At 71.3% G+C, this 17,658-nt stretch carries 17 protein-coding genes; 9 read left to right on the forward strand and 8 right to left on the reverse strand.

Annotated features, from left to right (window positions below):
* Positions 1-163: 163 nt before the first annotated feature.
* On the forward strand, positions 164-2,299 hold the full coding sequence (locus ACWCYY_RS02455; protein WP_449794857.1) for a DEAD/DEAH box helicase: 2,136 nt from the start codon (positions 164-166) through the stop codon (positions 2,297-2,299).
* A 122-nt stretch (positions 2,300-2,421) separates the two neighbouring features.
* Here the strand turns inward: ACWCYY_RS02455 and ACWCYY_RS02460 are convergent, their stop codons facing one another.
* The 3 genes from ACWCYY_RS02460 to ACWCYY_RS02470 all read right to left on the reverse strand — a co-directional run bounded on the left by ACWCYY_RS02460 (position 2,422) and on the right by ACWCYY_RS02470 (position 6,103).
* Entirely contained in the window at positions 2,422-3,471 is a 1,050-nt protein-coding gene (locus ACWCYY_RS02460; protein ID WP_449794858.1) for a hypothetical protein, read from the reverse strand.
* 562 nt (positions 3,472-4,033) lie between these two features.
* Positions 4,034-5,020, reverse strand: coding sequence for a 5'-3' exonuclease (locus ACWCYY_RS02465; protein WP_449794859.1), 987 nt, complete (start codon positions 5,018-5,020; stop codon positions 4,034-4,036).
* Positions 5,021-5,056: 36 nt separating this feature from the next.
* Complete coding sequence (locus ACWCYY_RS02470; protein WP_449794860.1) at positions 5,057-6,103, reverse strand: cation diffusion facilitator family transporter; 1,047 nt, start codon at positions 6,101-6,103, stop codon at positions 5,057-5,059.
* A gap of 116 nt (positions 6,104-6,219) precedes the next feature.
* On the opposite strand from ACWCYY_RS02470, the gene chrA reads away from it, so the two are divergent.
* Complete coding sequence (chrA, locus tag ACWCYY_RS02475; protein WP_449794861.1) at positions 6,220-7,365, forward strand: chromate efflux transporter; 1,146 nt, start codon at positions 6,220-6,222, stop codon at positions 7,363-7,365.
* Positions 7,366-7,402: 37 nt separating this feature from the next.
* On the opposite strand, the gene ACWCYY_RS02480 is transcribed toward chrA, so the two are convergent.
* Positions 7,403-8,110: a gamma-glutamyl-gamma-aminobutyrate hydrolase family protein gene (locus ACWCYY_RS02480; RefSeq protein WP_345279514.1), complete on the reverse strand. Its 708-nt coding sequence runs from the start codon at positions 8,108-8,110 to the stop codon at positions 7,403-7,405.
* A gap of 189 nt (positions 8,111-8,299) precedes the next feature.
* Here ACWCYY_RS02480 and ACWCYY_RS02485 point away from each other — a divergent pair, with 189 nt between their 5' ends.
* Complete coding sequence (locus ACWCYY_RS02485) at positions 8,300-9,373, forward strand: DUF2510 domain-containing protein (protein WP_449794862.1); 1,074 nt, start codon at positions 8,300-8,302, stop codon at positions 9,371-9,373.
* Between the two features lie 62 nt (positions 9,374-9,435).
* On the opposite strand, the gene ACWCYY_RS02490 is transcribed toward ACWCYY_RS02485, so the two are convergent.
* The 3 genes from ACWCYY_RS02490 to ACWCYY_RS02500 are packed head-to-tail and all read right to left on the reverse strand — an operon-like array spanning position 9,436 to position 12,025.
* On the reverse strand, positions 9,436-9,801 hold the full coding sequence (locus tag ACWCYY_RS02490) for a hypothetical protein (RefSeq protein ID WP_345279510.1): 366 nt from the start codon (positions 9,799-9,801) through the stop codon (positions 9,436-9,438).
* 60 nt (positions 9,802-9,861) lie between these two features.
* Positions 9,862-11,073, reverse strand: coding sequence for an amino acid deaminase/aldolase (locus tag ACWCYY_RS02495; protein ID WP_449794863.1), 1,212 nt, complete (start codon positions 11,071-11,073; stop codon positions 9,862-9,864).
* Between the two features lie 43 nt (positions 11,074-11,116).
* Entirely contained in the window at positions 11,117-12,025 is a 909-nt protein-coding gene (locus ACWCYY_RS02500) for a serine hydrolase (RefSeq protein WP_449794864.1), read from the reverse strand.
* 95 nt (positions 12,026-12,120) lie between these two features.
* Here ACWCYY_RS02500 and ACWCYY_RS02505 point away from each other — a divergent pair, with 95 nt between their 5' ends.
* Positions 12,121-12,819: an SseB family protein gene (locus ACWCYY_RS02505; RefSeq protein WP_449794865.1), complete on the forward strand. Its 699-nt coding sequence runs from the start codon at positions 12,121-12,123 to the stop codon at positions 12,817-12,819.
* A 253-nt stretch (positions 12,820-13,072) separates the two neighbouring features.
* On the opposite strand, the gene ACWCYY_RS02510 is transcribed toward ACWCYY_RS02505, so the two are convergent.
* Positions 13,073-13,438 carry a DUF1844 domain-containing protein gene (locus ACWCYY_RS02510; protein WP_345279502.1) on the reverse strand — a complete coding sequence of 122 codons (366 nt, stop codon included), beginning with the start codon at positions 13,436-13,438 and terminating at the stop codon, positions 13,073-13,075.
* Positions 13,439-13,906: 468 nt separating this feature from the next.
* On the opposite strand from ACWCYY_RS02510, the gene infC reads away from it, so the two are divergent.
* The 5 genes from infC (at position 13,907) to ACWCYY_RS02535 (ending at position 17,593) form a co-directional block, all read left to right on the forward strand.
* Positions 13,907-14,656, forward strand: coding sequence for a translation initiation factor IF-3 (gene infC, locus ACWCYY_RS02515; RefSeq protein WP_345279575.1), 750 nt, complete (start codon positions 13,907-13,909; stop codon positions 14,654-14,656).
* A gap of 115 nt (positions 14,657-14,771) precedes the next feature.
* The gene (rpmI, locus tag ACWCYY_RS02520; RefSeq protein WP_030286227.1) at positions 14,772-14,966 is read left to right on the forward strand and encodes a 50S ribosomal protein L35; all 195 of its coding nucleotides are present in this window, start codon (positions 14,772-14,774) and stop codon (positions 14,964-14,966) included.
* Between the two features lie 104 nt (positions 14,967-15,070).
* Positions 15,071-15,457, forward strand: coding sequence for a 50S ribosomal protein L20 (gene rplT, locus ACWCYY_RS02525; protein WP_345279500.1), 387 nt, complete (start codon positions 15,071-15,073; stop codon positions 15,455-15,457).
* A 125-nt stretch (positions 15,458-15,582) separates the two neighbouring features.
* Positions 15,583-16,449, forward strand: a complete 867-nt coding sequence (locus tag ACWCYY_RS02530) for a TrmH family RNA methyltransferase (protein WP_345279498.1) — start codon at positions 15,583-15,585, stop codon at positions 16,447-16,449.
* A gap of 58 nt (positions 16,450-16,507) precedes the next feature.
* Positions 16,508-17,593, forward strand: coding sequence for a sensor histidine kinase (locus ACWCYY_RS02535; RefSeq protein ID WP_345279496.1), 1,086 nt, complete (start codon positions 16,508-16,510; stop codon positions 17,591-17,593).
* The last annotated feature ends 65 nt before the right edge of the window (positions 17,594-17,658 follow it).

The raw sequence follows: 17,658 nt of genomic DNA on the forward strand, positions 1-17,658 counted from the left end.
GGCAGGATGGTGACAAATGGCAACGCTTCTTCGCGGCTCCCCGAGGGACTGTTGGCACTGGGCTGACCGACTTCCAGGCGGGCGGAAGCGGCAGAAGGAGCCACTGCACATCGCTGAAGCACTCGGTCCGTGCCTCGACCAGGCAAGGGGCTGAGACACAACCATGTCCCTCGACCAGTTGCATCCCGTCGTTCTTCACCACATCGTCAACACGCTGGGATGGCCCGGACTACGCCCCCTGCAGGAAGCCGCTATCGAGCCGCTGATTGCAGGGGATGACGCACTGCTGCTGGCACCCACCGCCGGCGGCAAGACCGAGGCCGCCTCGTTCCCGCTGCTGTCGCGTATGGCGACCGAGAACTGGCAGGGCACGTCACTCTTGTACGTGTGTCCGATCAAGGCGCTGCTCAACAACCTCCTTCCTCGGCTGGAGATGTACACCGGCTGGTTGGGCCGTCGAGTCGCTCTGTGGCACGGGGACGTGACAGCTGGGCAACGACAGCGGATCCTGCGCGAGCGGCCGGACGTACTGCTCACCACCCCGGAATCGCTGGAATCCATGTTGGTGAGTACCAAGGTCGACCACCGGCAGTTCTTCTCCGGACTCCGTACGGTCGTCGTCGACGAGGTGCATGCCTTTGCGGGAGACGACCGAGGATGGCACCTGCTGGCCGTCTTGGAGCGACTTTCCAAAGTGGCTGACCGGGACATCCAGCGGGTCGGTCTGTCAGCTACAGTCGGCAACCCGGACGAGTTGTTGCACTGGCTCCAGGGATCGGGCGCTGACAAGCACCCAGCGCGAGTGGTGGCGCCGCACCTGGAGGCAGCTGCGACTGGTCCCGCCGTGGCTAACGACGCCGAGGGGGCAACTGCCCCGCCGCCCGGTGACATTGTGCTCGACTACGTCGGCTCTGTGGACAATGCAGCCAAAGTCATCGCGACCCTCCACCGGGGCGAGAAACGACTCGTCTTCTGCGATTCCCGGCAACTGGTCGAGGAGCTGGGAGCCTCACTGCGAGCCAAAGGTGTCACCACGTTCCTGTCGCACGCCTCACTGTCCGTGGACGAGCGCCGCAAGGCCGAACGTGCCTTCGAGGAGGCGCGCGACTGTGTCATCGTATCCACGAGCACCTTGGAGCTCGGCATCGATGTTGGCGACCTCGACCGAGTCATCCAGATCAACGCACCGCTGACGGTGGCATCATTCCTGCAGCGCCTCGGCCGGACTGGGCGGCGGTCCGGCACCGAGCGGAACTGTCTGTTCCTGACGCTCAGCGAGGACGCCCTTCTACATGCGGCTGCCTTGTTGCTGCTCTGGGGCCGCCACTGGGTGGAGCCGGTGGCTCCACCGCCTGAGCCGAGGCACATCGTGGCCCAGCAGATGCTGGCACTCTGCCTCCAAGAGCATCGGGTGGGGACGCGGCTGTGGCACGAGTGGTGGAACGGCGTCGGCCCGTTCGAGCGGGGTGCTGAGCCGATCATCCGGCACTTGGTGGACCAGGGATACTTGGACCAGGACGGTGGGATGCTCTTTGTCGGCCCTGAAGCCGAGCGGCGCTTCGGGCATCGGCACTTCATGCAGCTCACCGCAGTTTTCACCGCTGCACCGGAGTTCACCGTGCTCTCGGGCCGGACGGAGCTGGGCAAGACTGATCCAGCACTCCTGACGGAGAAAATTCAGGGACCTCGACTTCTGTTGCTCGGCGGCCGAAGCTGGCGAGTAACTCACATCGATTGGAATCGAAAGCGCTGCTTCGTCGAAGCCGCCGACGGCGGTGGAAAGGCCCGGTGGAACAGCGGCGAGATTCGCGGTGCCTCGTTCGCCCTGACCCGTGCCGAGCGAGACGTGCTGCTCGGCGCAGACCCGCCAGTCACGATCACCGGCAGAGCCGCTACCTACCTCACCAAGGTTCGCGCGAAGGGCCTCAGCACGGTCCATCCCGGCGGAACGGTCATCGAGCGAGCCGGGACCGATGACGTTCGCTGGTGGACCTGGGCAGGCTACAAGGCCAACGCGACCCTAACCGCAACGCTCGCGGACCTTGCTGACTCCTCGCAGCGACCCGATGACGCCTGCGTCAGGCTGAGGCAGGACCTCACCCCGCAGATGTGGAAAGCCACCACCGCGGACGCCGGCGATCGACTGTGCCTTCCCGATGTCAGCGAAAGGGCCGTGGCAGGCTTGAAGTTCAACACCGCCCTACCCGAGCGGCTCGCCATCGCTACCCTCGCGGCCCGGCTTGCGGACCTGGAGTCCGCAGCATCCGTGCTCCGTGAGCCCACGCGGTTCGTCCAGTGAAGTCAGCCGATTCGACGTGGCTCCCGTGAGCTGGGCCTGGCCACTTCCGGCACTCAGGTGTGCCGGCCGTGGCAATTCCCGAGGTTAGGGTCATCCTGATTTGTCTGGATTCCGCCTAGATGTTACCGGTTCCTCAGTGTGGCGGGCTCGTACCGGAGTTGGTAGGACCGCACTCCAGTGCCGTTCATTCGGTAGATGGTGATGCTGGCGAGGAAGTTTGACTTGATCTCGAGGGTGCGCTGACGTTCCTTCTCGTCGATATCGCTGATCCAGTCCTCAATGTGCTCGGGCAGCTTGAAGGTAAGCTGGTAACCGTCCTCGGCGCCCCGGGGCGAGAGGGCCCACTCGGCAGTGCCGTTCTGACCAGTCCGGCGGATCCTGACTGCGTGGTCCGGATTGGCGTCGGCATACGCCAGGAACTTCTGCTTGTCATCGACGGCCAGCGGCAGGATGAACGGGGCTGCAGGGAAGCCCAGAAGCAGCTCGGTCTCGCCGTGTTCCATCAATGCAGACACGAAGTCGGCGATGATGGCTTCGGCAGCGGCCTTGAAGTTCGTGGCGCTGGTGGCCACCGGCGGCATGAGATCCGGGGCTCCTGTGCCGAGGGCTTTGCGAAGCTCGCTCCGCATCCAGGTGACGGGGAAGGGCTTCACCTGGTGCTGCACCTGGGCGTTGAACAGCTTGATGGCCGTCGCATAGAGAGCCTGGCGTAGCCACTCAAAGGATTCGCCGGATAGATCTACCAGCGAGATCTGGTGGGCGAGCGCGTACTGCTGGGCCTCTGCGGTGAAGCCATTGGCGGAGAAGAGTGCGTACGAGTACTGGTACCGCCGCCGGGGTCGGGAACCTGACCCGTTCATGAAGTTCTCGTTGACGTCGTGGACGACCCCGTGAGCGTTGCGCACCACCTCCAGCTTGCACGGAGTCTTGTAGAACTTGGCCTCCAGAAAAAGCCGGACGGGCAACGAGAAAGCCGGCGTGAAGGCAAACTCGCCGAGCACGTCCACCTGATGTACTGCGCCCCGGCCGCGGACTCGAAGAGTGCTCCCCTCGGCGTCGAGCTCCACGAGGTCCTGCTGCGCGCTTACCAAGAGGCGGTAGCCGCTGTGCCGCAGGAGCCAGGCCAGTGACTCCTCAAGAAGATAACCTCGCAGCATCGCGCGTGTGGCCACGTTAGTCCTCAGCTCAAATCGCCCAATTGCTCGGGCACAGCGATCAGATCAGTTAGTCCGGGCTGCCACCGTACCGCCGAGTGGTTCGAGGTGGCCACGACCAGCTGCCGGACTCCGCAGCATCGACACCGCGAACATCGAGAGACAGAAGATCTACGAGATTGAGTTCGGCTTCGTCGAGCAAGGCCCAGAGGGCGCGGCAGTCGTTGGGTTGGCGACCGAGCTGAAACGATCCGGGCCCCGTTGCTCCCTGTAACTAGAGCGACGGGGCCCGGATGGCGCCACCTCTACTGACGGTCCGTCATCCTAGACCGGGACCCGGTGCACAGCGGGTTCACATGAGGACGAGGACGGACGAGAATCGCCGAGAGATCACGAGAGGTGTTTTCGCAGGTCAGCGCCCATGCAGTGGCGGTTTGCCGAGCAGTGCCAACAACCTCGACTTAGAGGTCGTAGTACAGCTTGAACCCGTTGCGCGCGCTTGCCGCAACTGTCCTGTGGGAGTAGCGGTGCGCCCCAAGGCGCACGGGGGAGCCTGCTCGGAGAGGACCGCTGGCTCCTCTCAGCGGGTGGCGGCGAGGGTGTCGAGGAGGCGGGTGAGGGAGGTGCCGAGGCCCCAGCGGGTGGCGAGCTCTTCGAGGGTCATGGGGTCGAGGGGTTCATGGGGGAGGGTGGGGTCGAAGTCCGGGAGGGGGACGTCGGTGGCGACGCGGACGACGGTGGGGGCGACGTCGAGGTAGGCCGCGCCTTCGAGGATGTTCTTGCGGCGGGCGGGGGTGAGCTTGGAGAGCGGGTCGGCGGCTGCGGCGCGGATGCCGGCGAGGTCGCCGTACTCGTGGATGAGTTGGGCGGCGGTCTTCTCGCCGATGCCCTTGACCCCGGGCAGGCCGTCGCTGGGGTCGCCGCGCAGGGCGGCCATGTCGGCGTACTGGGAGCCGGTCACGCCGTACTTCTCGCGCAGGGCGGCCTCGTCGATGATCTGGGCGTTGCCGACGCCCTTGACCGGGTAGAGGACCTGCACGCCGCGGGCGTCGTCGACCAGCTGGAAGAGGTCTCTGTCACCTGTCACGATCAGGACGCGCGCGGGTTGGTAATCTGTAGCCTCCCGGTCGCCGGTGACGATCTGGACGGGGCCGGTCGCCCGGGCCGTCAGGGTGCCGATCACGTCGTCGGCCTCGTAGCCGGGGGAGCCGAGGCGGGCGATGCCGAGGGCGTCGAGGACCTGCTCGATGACCGGGACCTGGGGGGCGAGGGTGTCGGGGACCTCCTCCTCGCCGTCCACGGCGGCCTCGGCGACCCGGTGGGTCTTGTACGTGGGGATCAGCTCGACCCGCCAGGCGGGGCGCCAGTCGGCGTCCATGCAGGCGACCAGCTGGTCGGGCCGGTGGTCCTGGACGAGGCGGGTGATGAAGTCGAGCAGGCCGCGCACGGCGTTCACCGGCTGCCCGTCGGGCGACTTGATGGACTCCGGCACGCCGAAGTAGGCACGGAAGTAGAGGCTCGCCGAGTCGAGCAGCATCAGCCTGGGTGCGGTCATGCCTCCGATCATGCCGCAACGGGCTGACGGAGCCTCACAAGCGCGGGGTCAGTGCTGGTGCGGCCCGCCGCGGTGCACCGGTCCGTGCACGTCGTCGCAGTGCTCGTCGCGGGGGCGGTCCCGGGCCTCGACGGCCGAACGACCCAGGGTGAGCAGGTCCTGGCCGAGCTGTTCGCCGACGTGGTCGACCTGGAGGGTGGTGTGGGTGATCCGGTACTCCTCCCGCAGGGTGCGCTGGAGGTCGCGGCGCACGGCGTGGCAGTCGCCGCCGGGAGCGACCAGGACGTGGGCGGAGAGGGCGGGTTCGCCGGAGGTGATCTCCCAGATGTGCAGGTCGTGGATCTCCTTGACCTCCGAGCCGGAGATCAGCCGGTCGGCCACCGCGTCCGGGTCGATGCCGGCGGGCGCGGCCTCCAGGAAGATCCGCCCCGAGGCCCGGACCAGGCCGAGGCCGGCCTTGAGCATCAGGGCGACCACGATCAGCGAGGCGATGGGGTCGGCCCGGGTGAAGCCGGTGGTCACGATGACCAGACCGGCCACCGCCGTGGCGACGAAGGCGTAGAGGTCGGTCAGCACGTGCTGGAAGGCGCCCTCGACGTTCAGCGAGCTGCGGTTGGCCCGGGACAGGCACCAGGTGGCCGCGACGTTCACCACGATGCCGACCAGTGCGGTGACCAGCACCAGCGAGCCGGTCACCTCCGGCGGTTCGAGCAGCCGGACCACCGCCTCGTAGCCGAGCCAGGCGGAGAGCAGCAGCAGGGTGATCCCGTTGGCCTGGGCGGAGAGGATCTCGGCCCGCTTCAGCCCGTAGGTGTAGCCGCCCCGGGCGGGCCTCCGGGCGAGGGCCATCGCGATCAGCGCGAGCACGATGGAGACCGCGTCGGTGAGCATGTGCGCGGCGTCCGAGAGCAGGGCCAGCGACCGTGCGGCGAGGCCGACCACCACCTCGCCGGCCATGAAGAGCACGATCAGCGCCAGCGCGCCCAGCAGCCAGCGCCGGTCGGCGTCGGCGGAGACCCCGTGGGAGTGACCGCCGTGGGAGTGGCTGCCGTGGGAGTGCCCGTCCGGTCCGTGTGCGTGTCGGTGGTTCGCCATGGTGCTCCCCTTCCCGCCGGAGGGGCCGCGCACCGGTTCCGGGCCGTTCATCAGCCGGTCGGCCGTCTGCGCTAGGGTTCCGCCGCCCAACAGTGATCACCGGGGAGGGGCGGGACGTGCCGGAGCGTCAGGAACGGGTGTCGCTGGGCACCATCGCCGTCGAGTGGGGCCGGATCGGCTGCACCGGCTTCGGCGGGCCGCCGACCCACATCCTGCTGCTGCGCCGGCTCTGCGTGGAGCGGCGCGGCTGGTTGAGCGCCGAGGAGTTCGAGGACGGCATCGCGGCGACCAACCTGCTGCCGGGCCCGGCCTCCACCCAGCTGGCGGTCTTCACCGCCTGGCGGCTGCGCGGCGCCCCGGGCGCGCTGGTCGGCGGGGCCTGCTTCATCGTGCCCGGGCTGTTGCTGATCCTGGCCCTCTCGGTGCTCTTCCTGTCCGACGCCCCGCCCGCCTGGGTGCTGGGCGCGGCGGCCGGTGCGGGGGCGGCCGTCCCGGCGGTGGCGGTGCACGCCGCGGCCGGGCTGGTGCCGGGCAGCTGGGCCCGGGCCGGGGGGACGGACGGGGACCGCGCGGGCCGGGCCCGGTGGATCGGCTACGCGGTGGCCGGAGCGCTGGCCGCGCTGCTCACCGGGCCGTGGCTGGTGCTGGTGCTGCTGGCCGCCGGGCTGGCCGAAGTCGCCGTCCGGCAGCGGAGCCTGACACTTCCCCTGGTGCTCGGGGCGCTCCCCGCCACGGGCGGGCTGGGGGCGCTGGCCTGGGTGGCGTTCAAGGTCGGTGCGCTCTCGTACGGCGGCGGCTTCGTGATCATCCCGCTGATGCGGGCCGACGCGGTGGAGCGGTACGGCTGGATGACGGACGGTCAGTTCCTGAACGCGGTGGCGCTCGGCCAGATCACCCCGGGCCCGGTGGTGCAGACCGTCGCCGTGGTCGGGTACGCGGCCGCCGGCCTCGGCGGCGGGCTGCTGGCGGCGGCGGTGGCCTTCGCCCCGTCGTTCCTCTTCGTGCTGTTCGGCGCGCGCCACTTCGACCGGCTGCGGGCCGACCGCCGGGTGCAGTCCTTCCTGACCGGGGCCGGCCCGGCCGTGGTCGGCGCCATCGCCGGGTCGTCCGTCCCGCTCGCCCTCGGGCTGGAGTACGGCTGGCAGACCGCCGTCCTCGCCCTGGCGCTGGCCTGGCTCCTGGCGGCCCGCCGCTCCGTGGTGGCCTGCCTGCTGCTGGCCGGAACGGCGGGCGCGCTGATCGGCCCCTGGTACGGACTCTGACCGGCCGTTACGTCCAGCCGGGGTCAGCGGGCCTGCGTCAGCCGACCGGGGTCGGGACCATCGCCGCCGTCACCAGGGACCGCATCACCCGCAGGTCGGTGCCCTGCTCCGGGTGCCACTGCACGCCGAGCACGAAGCCCTCTCCCTCGACCGCCTCCACGGTGCCGTCCTCGGCCCGGGCGCTGACCGTCAGGCCCTCGCCGACCCGGTCCACCGCTTGATGGTGGAAGGTCGGCACCACCACCTCGGCCTCCGGCAGCAGCTCCGCCAGCCGGGTGCCCGGCAGCGGCCGGATCGGATGGGAGCCGTAGTGGTTGGGCGAGCCCAGGTGGGCGGCGCCCTCCTCCAGGTGCTGGATCAGCGTGCCGCCGCAGACCACGTTGAGCAGCTGCATGCCCCGGCAGATGCCGAGCACCGGCAGGCCGGAGGCGAGGGCGGCGCGCAGCAGCGCGGCCTCCCAGTGGTCGCGCTCGGGGGCGAAGGCGCGGGTCCTGGGGTGGGGCTGCTCGCCGTAGAGCGAGGGGTTGACGTCCGGGCCGCCGGCGATGACCAGCCCGTCCACCCGGGCGAGCAGGTCGGGGGCGTGCTCCGCGGGCTGCGGGGGCAGCAGCAGCGGGATGCCGCCGGCCTCCTGCACCAGCAGGGGGTAGCGGTGCGGGAGCAGGACGGCGCGCTGGGCGTCCCAGTGGTCCCACTTGGCCTCGGTGAGGTAGGTGCTGATGCCGATCACTGGTCTGTTGGTCATGGCCGGGATTCTGCCGCGTCCGGCCCCTCCCGTACGCAGGATTCGCGCGGGCCCCACCCGTACGCCCGAGGCTCCGTCAGGTGGCCGGACCGCCTCCCGGAGGGTTCTCAGCGGAATCTCATCGAAAAACGGGCGGAAAGGGCCGTCAACTGATACCGCGTTTATCCGGGGCGCCTTACATTTTCTGGCGTGAGCGAGCAGATTCCCGCCGGGTGGTACCCGGACCCGCAGGACACCACGAGCGACCCGAGGCCGCAGCGCTGGTGGGACGGGCAGGGCTGGACGGCCTCCACCCGGCCCGCGCCCGCGGACGCCCCCGCCGCGGCCCCGGCCGATGAGGCCGCCCCGGCCGCCCCGGCCGCCCCGGCCGAGGACGCGCCGACGGTGCTGTCGGCGCCGGTCGCCGAACCCACGCCCACGGTGCTGACGGGGGAGGTGCTGGAGAACGGCGCCGCGTACCGCTACCCGGAGCCGCCGCTGCTCCCCTCGGCGCAGCCCCGTCCGAAGTCCGGTCCCGGCAAGCCGGTGCTGATCGCCGCCGCCGTGGCGGCGCTGGCCGGTCTGCTGGTCGGATCCGGCGTCACCTACCTGGCGATGGACGGCCGGGCCGACCGCCGCGCCTCCGACCGGGTCCGCCCCGACTTCCGTCCGGGCGGGGACGGTGCCGAGGGCCGCCGGGGCGTCCCCGACGCGCCGGGCTCCTCGGCCTCCCCGAAGAGCCCGGACGGCAAGGGCCCCGACGGCAAGGGCGGCCGCAACGCCGGCCTGGCCGTGGACGTGGTCAACAAGCTGAGCCTCTCCGTCCCCTCCGGCTGGACGGCCGGCACCACCAAGGACGGCTTCGCCGCCATGTCGGTCGGCTCCTACACCTGCGCCAGTGGCGAGGGCGAGTGCTCCCTGGGCGGTGCCAACACCGGTCAGCTCCAGGGCAGCGACCCCAAGCAGGCCGCCGAGCAGGACATCAACGCGGCCGCCGAGCAGTCGTACGGCAAGGTCAAGTCCCACGAGCAGCTCAAGTCCGAGCCGATCGCGGTGGACGGCCGGGACGGCTGGCTGGTCCGCTGGAAGGTGGACGCGCCCGAGGGCAACGACGGCTACGTCCAGACGGTGGTCTTCCCGGCCGCCGACGGCAAGGGCCTGGCCACCATCCACCTCGGCTTCGACATCGCCGACAAGGCGCCCACGCTCAGCCAGATGGACAAGATCGTGGAGTCGGTCAAGGCCTTCAACGGCAAGATCGGCGAGGGCGGCACCGGCACCTGACGCCCCCTCACCCCGGACCCGGACGGCCCCGCACTCCTCCCCGCGGGGCCGTCCGCACGTGCTCAGCCGTTGATGATCCCGATGCTGTTCGCCTGGATCACCTTGCCGTGGAAGGTCCCGCCGGTGATCACGTTCTCCGCGCCCTGGTGGACCTTCACCGTGGTGCCGCCGTGCTCCGAGACCAGCGCCCGGAGCTCCTCCGCGAAGGCCGGGTTCTCCTCCACCGCGCGGCGCAGCCACTCGGTCAGCGAAGTCTGGTCCCCGTACTGCTCGAACTCCTCGCGGGCGATCTCCAGTTCGGCCGTGACCACCTCCTCGCGGTCCCGCCCGAAGTACGCGGCCACCCGGTTGCGGACGGCCTGCCACGCGCTGGTGGTCATCGCACCCGTCAAGGTGGTGGCCACCGCGGTGATCAGCTCGGCTTCCATGTCCCCTGCCCCCTGGCCTCGGTGATGTCCCGTCAGACTAGGACAGGGCACGGACGGCCGTCAGAGGAACGTCCGACCCTCGCCCCGGTACGTCGGGACGGTGGCCGTCACCCGGTCGCCCTCGATCAGCTGCAGCTCGGCGAAGCGCTCGCACAGCTCGCCCGCCTTGGCGTGCCGGAACCACACCTTGTCCCCGATCCGCAGGTCGTCCGCGGCCGCGCCGAGCAGCGGCGTCTGCACCTCCCCGGCACCCTCCTGCGGGTCGTAGCGCAGCCCGGCCGGCAGGTGCGGCACGGGGGAGCGGTCGGCGCCCGCCGCGCCCGAGGCGGGGTACCCGCCGCCGAGCACGGTGACCACCCCGAGCCCGGGCCGCCGCACCACCGGCTGCGCGAACAGTGCGGCCGGACGCCCTTGGAACGAACGGTAGTTGTCGAACAGCCGGGGCACGTACAGCCCCGAACCGGCGGCCACCTCGGTCACCGCCCGCTCCGCCACGGTGGACTCCACGCTGCCGGTGCCGCCGCCGTTCACGAACTCCAGCTCGGCCACCTCGCGCAGCCGCCGCACCACCGCCGCCCGACGCACCGCCAGCTCGCGCCGCGCCTTGGCCTGCATCGCCTGGATCACCCTGGAGCGCACCGGCCGCCCGGCCAGCGAGTCGCCCACCCCGGCCACGTGGCCCTCGTACGCCATCAGCCCGACCACCCGGAAGCCAGGGCGGCGCTGCACCAGCTCGGCGAAGGCGCCCAGCGCCTCCGGGGTGCGCAGCGGCGCCCGCCGGGCCCCGATCCGGACCTTGCCGCCCAGCAGCTGCAGCGAGGTGTCCAGCTCCAGGCAGACCCGGACCTCCTCGGTGCCCTCGCGGGCCGCGTCGATCAGCTCCAGCTGCGCCGGGTCGTCCACCAGCACGGTGACCTCGGCGGCCAGCTTCGGATCCGCCGTCAGCTCCGCGTACCCGGCCCGGTCGGCCGAGGGATAGGCCAGCAGCACGTCCTTGAAGCCCTCGCGGGCCAGCCAGAGCGACTCGGCCAGGGTGAAGCTCATCACCCCCGCGAAGCCCTCCACCGCCAACGCCCGCTCCAGCAGCGCCCGGCAGCGCACCGACTTGCTCGCCACCCGCACCGGCTTGCCGTTCGCCCGGCGGACCAGATCGGCGGCGTTGGCGTCGAAGGCCGCCAGGTCCACCACCGCCAGCGGCGCGTCCAGGTGCGCGGTGGCCCGGTCGTACCGGGCCCGGTCGGCGGCGAGGCCGGGAGCCGTGAGCTTGGTCATGGCCGCAGACTGCCACAGCTCCGTACTCATGGGTAGGGGGTTGTCAGTACGTCAACTCCCCGGTCAGCGCGCCCGCGGCGGCCTTCGCCAACCCCTCGACGGTGGCGATCCCGGCCCCCTCGTCCGCCGACCCCTCGGTCAGCACCGCCACCAGCAGCTCGCGGCCGTCGTACGTCACCCGGCCGATGCTGTTCACCGCCCACAGGCCGGTGGCGCTGCGCGGCAGCCAGCCGTTCTTCAGCGTGTACGCGCCGTCCTGGTCGGCCGCCGAGACGCCCCAGTCCTGGTCCGCCTCGACCTGCCCCATCAGGGACTGCAGGTAGGCCTGCGAGCCGGCGGTCAGCGGGGAGCCCTGGCCGAACACCACCTGAAGGAGCCTCAGCTGGTCGGCGGCCGTGGTGGTGGTCAGGCCCCAGTAGCCGTCCGTCCCGGCGGTGGTGGCGGTCAGGCCGAAGGCCGCGTTGGCCTCGTCCAGCCCGGCCGCCCCGCCGACGGCGCTCCACAGGGCGTCGGCCGCGTCGTTGTCGCTCTGCTCGATCATCAGGGTCGCGGTGGCCTTCTCGTCCGCGCTCAACTCCCGCCCGGCGCGCTGGCGTTGCCAGAGCAGGGCGGCCAGCAGATCGGCCTTGACGATGCTCGCGGTGACGAACGACCCGCCCCCGTAGACCGCGCTCGCCCCGCTCGCGGTGTCCAGCACCGCGACGGAGGCCCCGCCCTCGGCGGGGACCTGCGCGGCGGCCGCGGCCAGCACGGCGTTCAGGTCCACCGGCGTCGGTGTGGGCGTTGGCGTGGGTGTCGGCGTCGGTGTCGCGGCCACCGCCTGGGCGTTGACCACTGCCGCCCTCGGCTGCCCGCCGCCGTCCGCCTGTGCCACCCACACCCCGCCCGCCGTCAGGGCCAGCACCGGCAGCAGCAGCGCACCCCCGATCCTGCTCCTACGCGTTCCCGTCATGCCGTCGACCCTCCGCCGCGCCCATGGACGTGGCCTGAGCCGCCGATGAGCACCGGCTGAGAATGCGACCGCCCGGTTGGCATACCCTCAAGCGGGTGGAGCAGCAGAAGAACATCCCGAACCCCGGATTCGCCGACGACGACGGCACCGCCGATCCCCGCCTGACCGCGGCGCTGGCCGCCTGGCAGCAGAGCGGGGCCGGCGAACCGGAGGTGCTGGCCGCCCTGACGGGCAGTCGGCTGATGGTTCCGATCGTCGCCCTGCTCGGCGAGGTCGAGGTCGACGCCCACGGCCACAAGCACGAGAAGACCAGCGACATGGCCGTCCCCGTGATCGAGGCCCCGGACGGCCGCCGCGCGCTGCCGGCCTTCACCTCGCTGGCGTCCATGGCCGCCTGGCGCGCCGACGCCCGCCCGGCCCCGGTGGCGGCCCCGCAGGCCGCGATGGTCGCCTACTCCGAGCGCGCCGACACCCTGCTGGTCGACCCGGCCGGGCCCGTCACCTACACCCTCACCGGCGCCCGGCTGCGCGCCGTCGCCGAGAACCGCCCCTACCTGCCGCCCGCCGAGGACCCGGACGTCCGGGCCGCCGTGCAGGCGCTGGTCGAGGCCGAGCCGGCCGTGCTCCGCGCCGAGCTGCGCCCGGGCACCGAGACCGACGCCGTGCTCGCCCTCTCCCTCGCCGAGGGCACCGCGGTCCAGGAGCTGGCCCAGCGCCTGGCCACCGCCCTGGCCGCCGACGACACCCTCCGCGTCCGCCTCGACCGCGGCCTCGACCTCGCCCTGCTCGGCTAGGGGCGGCGGCTACGCCGTCGGGGGCGCGAGGCTCTGCTGATGTGCGGCTCCGCCGCGCGGGCGCGGAGGGGATTCGGCGGCAGTGCCGTGGCCGGCGGAAGTGGCTACGCCTTTGGGGGCGCGAGGAACTGCGCGAGTCCGGAAGGCGGACCAGCGTGAGGTCGGGGCACGTCAGCCAGTTGCACGTGCTGCCGTTCCCCTGCGCGCAGTTCCCCGCGCCCCCAAAGGCGTAGCCACCTGGCCTGACGGCGGGTCAGCTGTAGACCGGGCCGGTGAACTTCTCGCCCGGGCCGGAGCCCGGGGCGTCCGGCACCAGCGAGGCCTCGCGGAAGGCGAGCTGGAGCGAGCGCAGCCCGTCGCGGAGCGGGGCGGCGTGGAAGTTGGAGATCTCCGGGGCGCCGGCGGTGACCAGCCCGGCCAGGGCGGTGATCAGCTTGCGGGCCTCGTCCAGGTCCTTGTCCTTCTCGCCGCCCTCGGCGAGGCCGCACTTCACCGCGGCGGCGCTCATCAGGTGCACCGCGACGGTGGTGATCACCTCGACGGCGGGGACCTCGGCGATGTCGCGGGTGAGGTCGTCGAAGCCGATCTCGTCGTCGTGGGGAGTGGTGTCGTCGCTCACGGGTGCTCACTTCTTCTGATGGAGGCGTACACCAGGGAGCGTACCGAGCACCCGCCCGGTGACCGCCCGCCGGAGGCGGAATACCGCACCCTCCGGAAACGCTGGTATGCTTCGAGACTGACCGGCCAGGAGATCTTCGGATCGCCCGGCCAGCAAGTGGAGGCTCCACTCACAGGAGGCCCGAGAGGGCAACCGCGAAAGTCTCCCACCTGATCGGCCTAGCGGTCGACGGGTCCGGTCCGCGACACCTGAGCCGCAAGGCTCCAGCGAGTCGCCGCAGCGCCCCTCCGAGGGTGCAGCCCCGGTCTGTGGAGCCCCGCTTGTATACCGAGCGGGGCTTTTTTCGTGCCGCGGTGCGTACGCCAGTGGGCAGCGCAGCACGAATGAAGCCCCGCCCAGTGGTCGAGTCCACTACGTGCGACCGCCGTCCGACGGCCGCATCGCAGAAGGTGCAACCGAGGAGGCCCCATCAGCACCGAGCCCCGCATCAACGACCGGATTCGCGTCCCCGAGGTGCGACTCGTCGGTCCCAGCGGCGAGCAGGTCGGCATCGTGCCGCTTGCCAAGGCGCTGGAGCTCGCGCAGGAGTACGACCTCGACCTGGTCGAGGTCGCGGCGACCGCCCGGCCGCCGGTGTGCAAGCTCATGGACTACGGCAAGTTCAAGTACGAGTCGGCCATGAAGGCCCGTGAGGCGCGCAAGAACCAGGCGCACACGGTCATCAAGGAGATGAAGCTCCGGCCGAAGATCGACCCGCACGACTATGACACCAAGAAGGGTCACGTCGTTCGGTTCCTCAAGCAGGGCGACAAGGTCAAGATCACGATCATGTTCCGCGGTCGTGAGCAGTCCCGCCCCGAGCTGGGCTTCCGACTGCTCCAGCGGCTCGCCTCCGACGTCGAGGACCTCGGCTTCGTCGAGTCGTCGGCCAAGCAGGACGGCCGGAACATGATCATGGTTCTCGGCCCGCACAAGAAGAAGACCGAGGCGATGGCCGAGGCCCGTGCGCTGGCCGACGCCCGCAAGGCCGAGCGTCAGGGCCGCACCGCCGGCTCCGACGCCGCCGCGGACGACGACGCCGCGCTCGAGGCGGAGAACGCCGCCCTCGAGGCCGAGGCCGACGAGGTGGAGGACGACGAGGTGGAGGCCGAGGCCGCCGCCGAGGAGACCGCCGCCGCGGAGGTCGAGCAGCCGGCCGCGACCGCCCAGGACGCCTGAGCGGTCCGGTCACCCAGGTAGTGGGGCGTCCCGCCCCGCTCACCCGATCAATCCGGCCCCGCCCGCGCGGAAACGCGCGGGCGGGAGCCCGGACCGACGAGGAAGAGACGGCGATATGCCGAAGCAAAAGACGCACAGCGGCGCCAGCAAGCGCTTCAAGATCAGCGGCTCCGGGAAGGTGCTGCGCGAGCGTGCCGGCCGTCGCCACCTGCTCGAGCACAAGCCCTCGACGCTGACCCGCAAGCTGGCCGGCACCGTCGAGATGGCCCCGGCTGACGCGAAGAAGATCAAGAAGCTTCTCGGCAAGTGATCGCCCGCCCGCGGCTGAGGCCGCGGGAGTCCGGCTGATCCTTCCGACCCCATCGTTAACGGACCACGTGAAGTAGTCCGTGGTCCAACCCAAGGAGTAATGAAGTGGCACGCGTCAAGCGGGCAGTCAACGCCCACAAGAAGCGCCGGGTCATCCTCGAGCGGGCCAGCGGTTACCGCGGCCAGCGCTCGCGCCTGTACCGCAAGGCCAAGGAGCAGGTCACCCACTCGCTCGTTTACAACTACAACGACCGCAAGAAGCGCAAGGGTGACTTCCGCCAGCTCTGGATCCAGCGCATCAACGCTGCGGCCCGTGCCAACGGCATCACCTACAACCGCTTCGTGCAGGGCCTGAAGATCGCGAACGTCGAGATCGACCGCAAGATGCTGGCCGAGCTCGCCGTGAACGACCCGGGTGCCTTCGCCGCCCTCGTCGAGGTCGCCCAGAAGGCGCTCCCCGAGGACGTCAACGCCCCGCGCGTCGCCGCCTGAGGCCGATCCCCAGAGGATCCTTCAGCCGTGTAGCTGATCCACCCAGACCCGCAGGTTCGCCTGCGGGTCTGCGTGCTTCCGGGCCCCGCCCGGGAAATCTGACACCGTGTCACAGAGACGAGACCATGCAGAGCACCGAGACCCCCCTGCTCACCTCCCTGCGCTCGCCGCGGGTGATCGCCGCGCGCAAGCTCGCCCGGCGCAACCAGCGGAGCAAGGAGCGGCGCTTCCTGGCCGAGGGCCCGCAGGCGGTCCGTGAGGCGGTGGCGTACGGCCGCCCGGCCGGGTCCGACGAGCACGTGGTGGTCGAGGTGTACGTCACGTTCGAGGCGGCCGAGCGGCACGCCGAGATCGTGGCCGCCGCCGAGGACGCGGGCCTGCCGGTGCTCACCGCGACCGACGAGGTGATCGCCGAGATCTGCGACACCGTCACCCCACAGGGCATCGTGGCGCTCTGCCGCTTCCTGGACACCCCCTTCGAGGAGGTGCTCAAGGCCCGCCCGCAGCTGGTCGCCGTGCTGGCGCACGTGCGCGACCCCGGGAACGCCGGGACGGTGCTGCGCACCGCCGACGCGGCCGGGGCGGACGCGGTGGTCCTCACCGACGCCTCGGTGGACCCGTACAACCCGAAGGCCGTCCGGGCCTCGGTGGGCAGCCTGTTCCACCTGCCGTTCGCGGTCGGGGTGCCGGTGGAGGAGGCGGTGGCGCGGCTGCGCGAGGCCGGGGTGCGGGTGCTGGCCGCGGACGGGGCCGGCGACCGGGACCTGGACCAGGAGCTGGACGAGGGCACCCTGGGCGCCCCCGGCGCGTGGGTCTTCGGCAACGAGGCCTGGGGCCTGCCGGAGGAGACCCGCGCACTCGCCGACGAGGTGGTGCGGGTGCCCATCCACGGCCACGCCGAGAGCCTCAACCTCGCCACGGCCGCCGCCGTGTGCCTGTACGCCTCCGCGCGCGCCCAGCGGTCCCCGGGAGGGTGTCGCGCGAAGGGGTAGGGGCGCTAGGGTTCGGACGGTGGGGGAACGGACACGGTGGGTGATCGGGGAGGGACCCATGGCCGGTGACGGCGCCGAGCTGGACTTGGACGAGCTGCCGGACGGGGTGGTGGTCGCCGACGCGTCCGGTGTCGTGGTGCGCTTCAACCGGGCGGCCGCCCGGCTGACCGGCATCCGGCCGGAGGCGGCGCTCGGGCTGCCGCTGGAGCAGGCGCTCCCGCTGGAGGACCTGGACGGGCGCCGCTGGTGGCAACTGACCGACCCGTACGGCGGCCTGACGATCCGTACGGGGCAGCCGGAGCGGTACCTGCTGCTGCCCGGCAGCCGCGAGCTGCTGGTCTCCGCCCGCTACGTGCGGGAGCACCGCGGCGGGCCGGTCCGGCGGGTGGTGGTGGCGCTGCGCGGCACCGAGGCGCGCCGTCGCACCGAGCGCAGCCACGCCGAGCTGATCGCCACCGTCGCGCACGAGCTGCGCTCGCCGCTGACCAGCGTCAAGGGCTTCACCCGGACCCTGCTGGCCAAGTGGGAGCGGTTCACCGACGGCCAGAAGCGGGTGATGCTGGAGACCGTCGACGCCGACGCGGACCGGGTCACCCGGCTGATCGCCGAGCTGCTGGACATCTCCCGGATCGACGCCGGCCGGCTGGAGCTCTGCAAGCAGGTGGTCGACCTGCCCGCGGCCGTGCGCCGGCACGTGGAGGGCAAGGTGGCGGCCGGGATCCCCGAGGACCGCTTCGACATCCGGATCGAGCAGCCGCTCACCCAGCTCTGGGCCGACCCGGACAAGCTGGACCAGGTGCTGGCCAACCTGCTGGAAAATGCGGTGCGCCACGGCGAGGGGACTGTCACGATCGAGGTGGCGCCCGCCAAGGAACTGGTGGAGAGCGCCGGGCGCGAATGGGTCCTGGAGGGGACGGCGGTGACGGTCAGCGACGAGGGCAGCGGGATCCCCGAGGAGTCCATGCCGCGCGTCTTCACCCGCTTCTGGCGCGGCTCCAAGCGCGGCGGCACCGGCCTCGGCCTCTACATCGTCAAGGGCATCGTCGAGGCCCACGGCGGCACCATCCGGGTGAGCCGCGCGCCGTCCGGCGGCGCCCGCTTCCGATTTATCCTGCCCGCCGGGGTGCCCGACTTCATGCTCTGAAAGAGCATGACCGACAACACAGCATGCTGTAGGAGTCGAGAGCCCGGCGGGCGGTTCGCAGGCTG

This window comes from Kitasatospora sp. NPDC001664, from assembly GCF_053596675.1.

Excerpts from the sequence above, each read along its gene's own strand:
- ACWCYY_RS02455 (WP_449794857.1), top strand. The coding sequence starts at position 164 with ATGTCCCTCGACCAGTTGCATCCCGTCGTTCTTCACCACATCGTCAAC.
- ACWCYY_RS02465 (WP_449794859.1), bottom strand. The coding sequence starts at position 5,020 with ATGATCGGAGGCATGACCGCACCCAGGCTGATGCTGCTCGACTCGGCG.
- ACWCYY_RS02470 (WP_449794860.1), bottom strand. The coding sequence starts at position 6,103 with ATGGCGAACCACCGACACGCACACGGACCGGACGGGCACTCCCACGGC.
- ACWCYY_RS02480 (WP_345279514.1), bottom strand. The coding sequence starts at position 8,110 with ATGACCAACAGACCAGTGATCGGCATCAGCACCTACCTCACCGAGGCC.
- ACWCYY_RS02490 (WP_345279510.1), bottom strand. The coding sequence starts at position 9,801 with ATGGAAGCCGAGCTGATCACCGCGGTGGCCACCACCTTGACGGGTGCG.
- ACWCYY_RS02495 (WP_449794863.1), bottom strand. The coding sequence starts at position 11,073 with ATGACCAAGCTCACGGCTCCCGGCCTCGCCGCCGACCGGGCCCGGTAC.
- ACWCYY_RS02500 (WP_449794864.1), bottom strand. The coding sequence starts at position 12,025 with ATGACGGGAACGCGTAGGAGCAGGATCGGGGGTGCGCTGCTGCTGCCG.
- rpmI (WP_030286227.1), top strand. The coding sequence starts at position 14,772 with ATGCCGAAGCAAAAGACGCACAGCGGCGCCAGCAAGCGCTTCAAGATC.
- ACWCYY_RS02530 (WP_345279498.1), top strand. The coding sequence starts at position 15,583 with ATGCAGAGCACCGAGACCCCCCTGCTCACCTCCCTGCGCTCGCCGCGG.
- ACWCYY_RS02535 (WP_345279496.1), top strand. The coding sequence starts at position 16,508 with ATGGCCGGTGACGGCGCCGAGCTGGACTTGGACGAGCTGCCGGACGGG.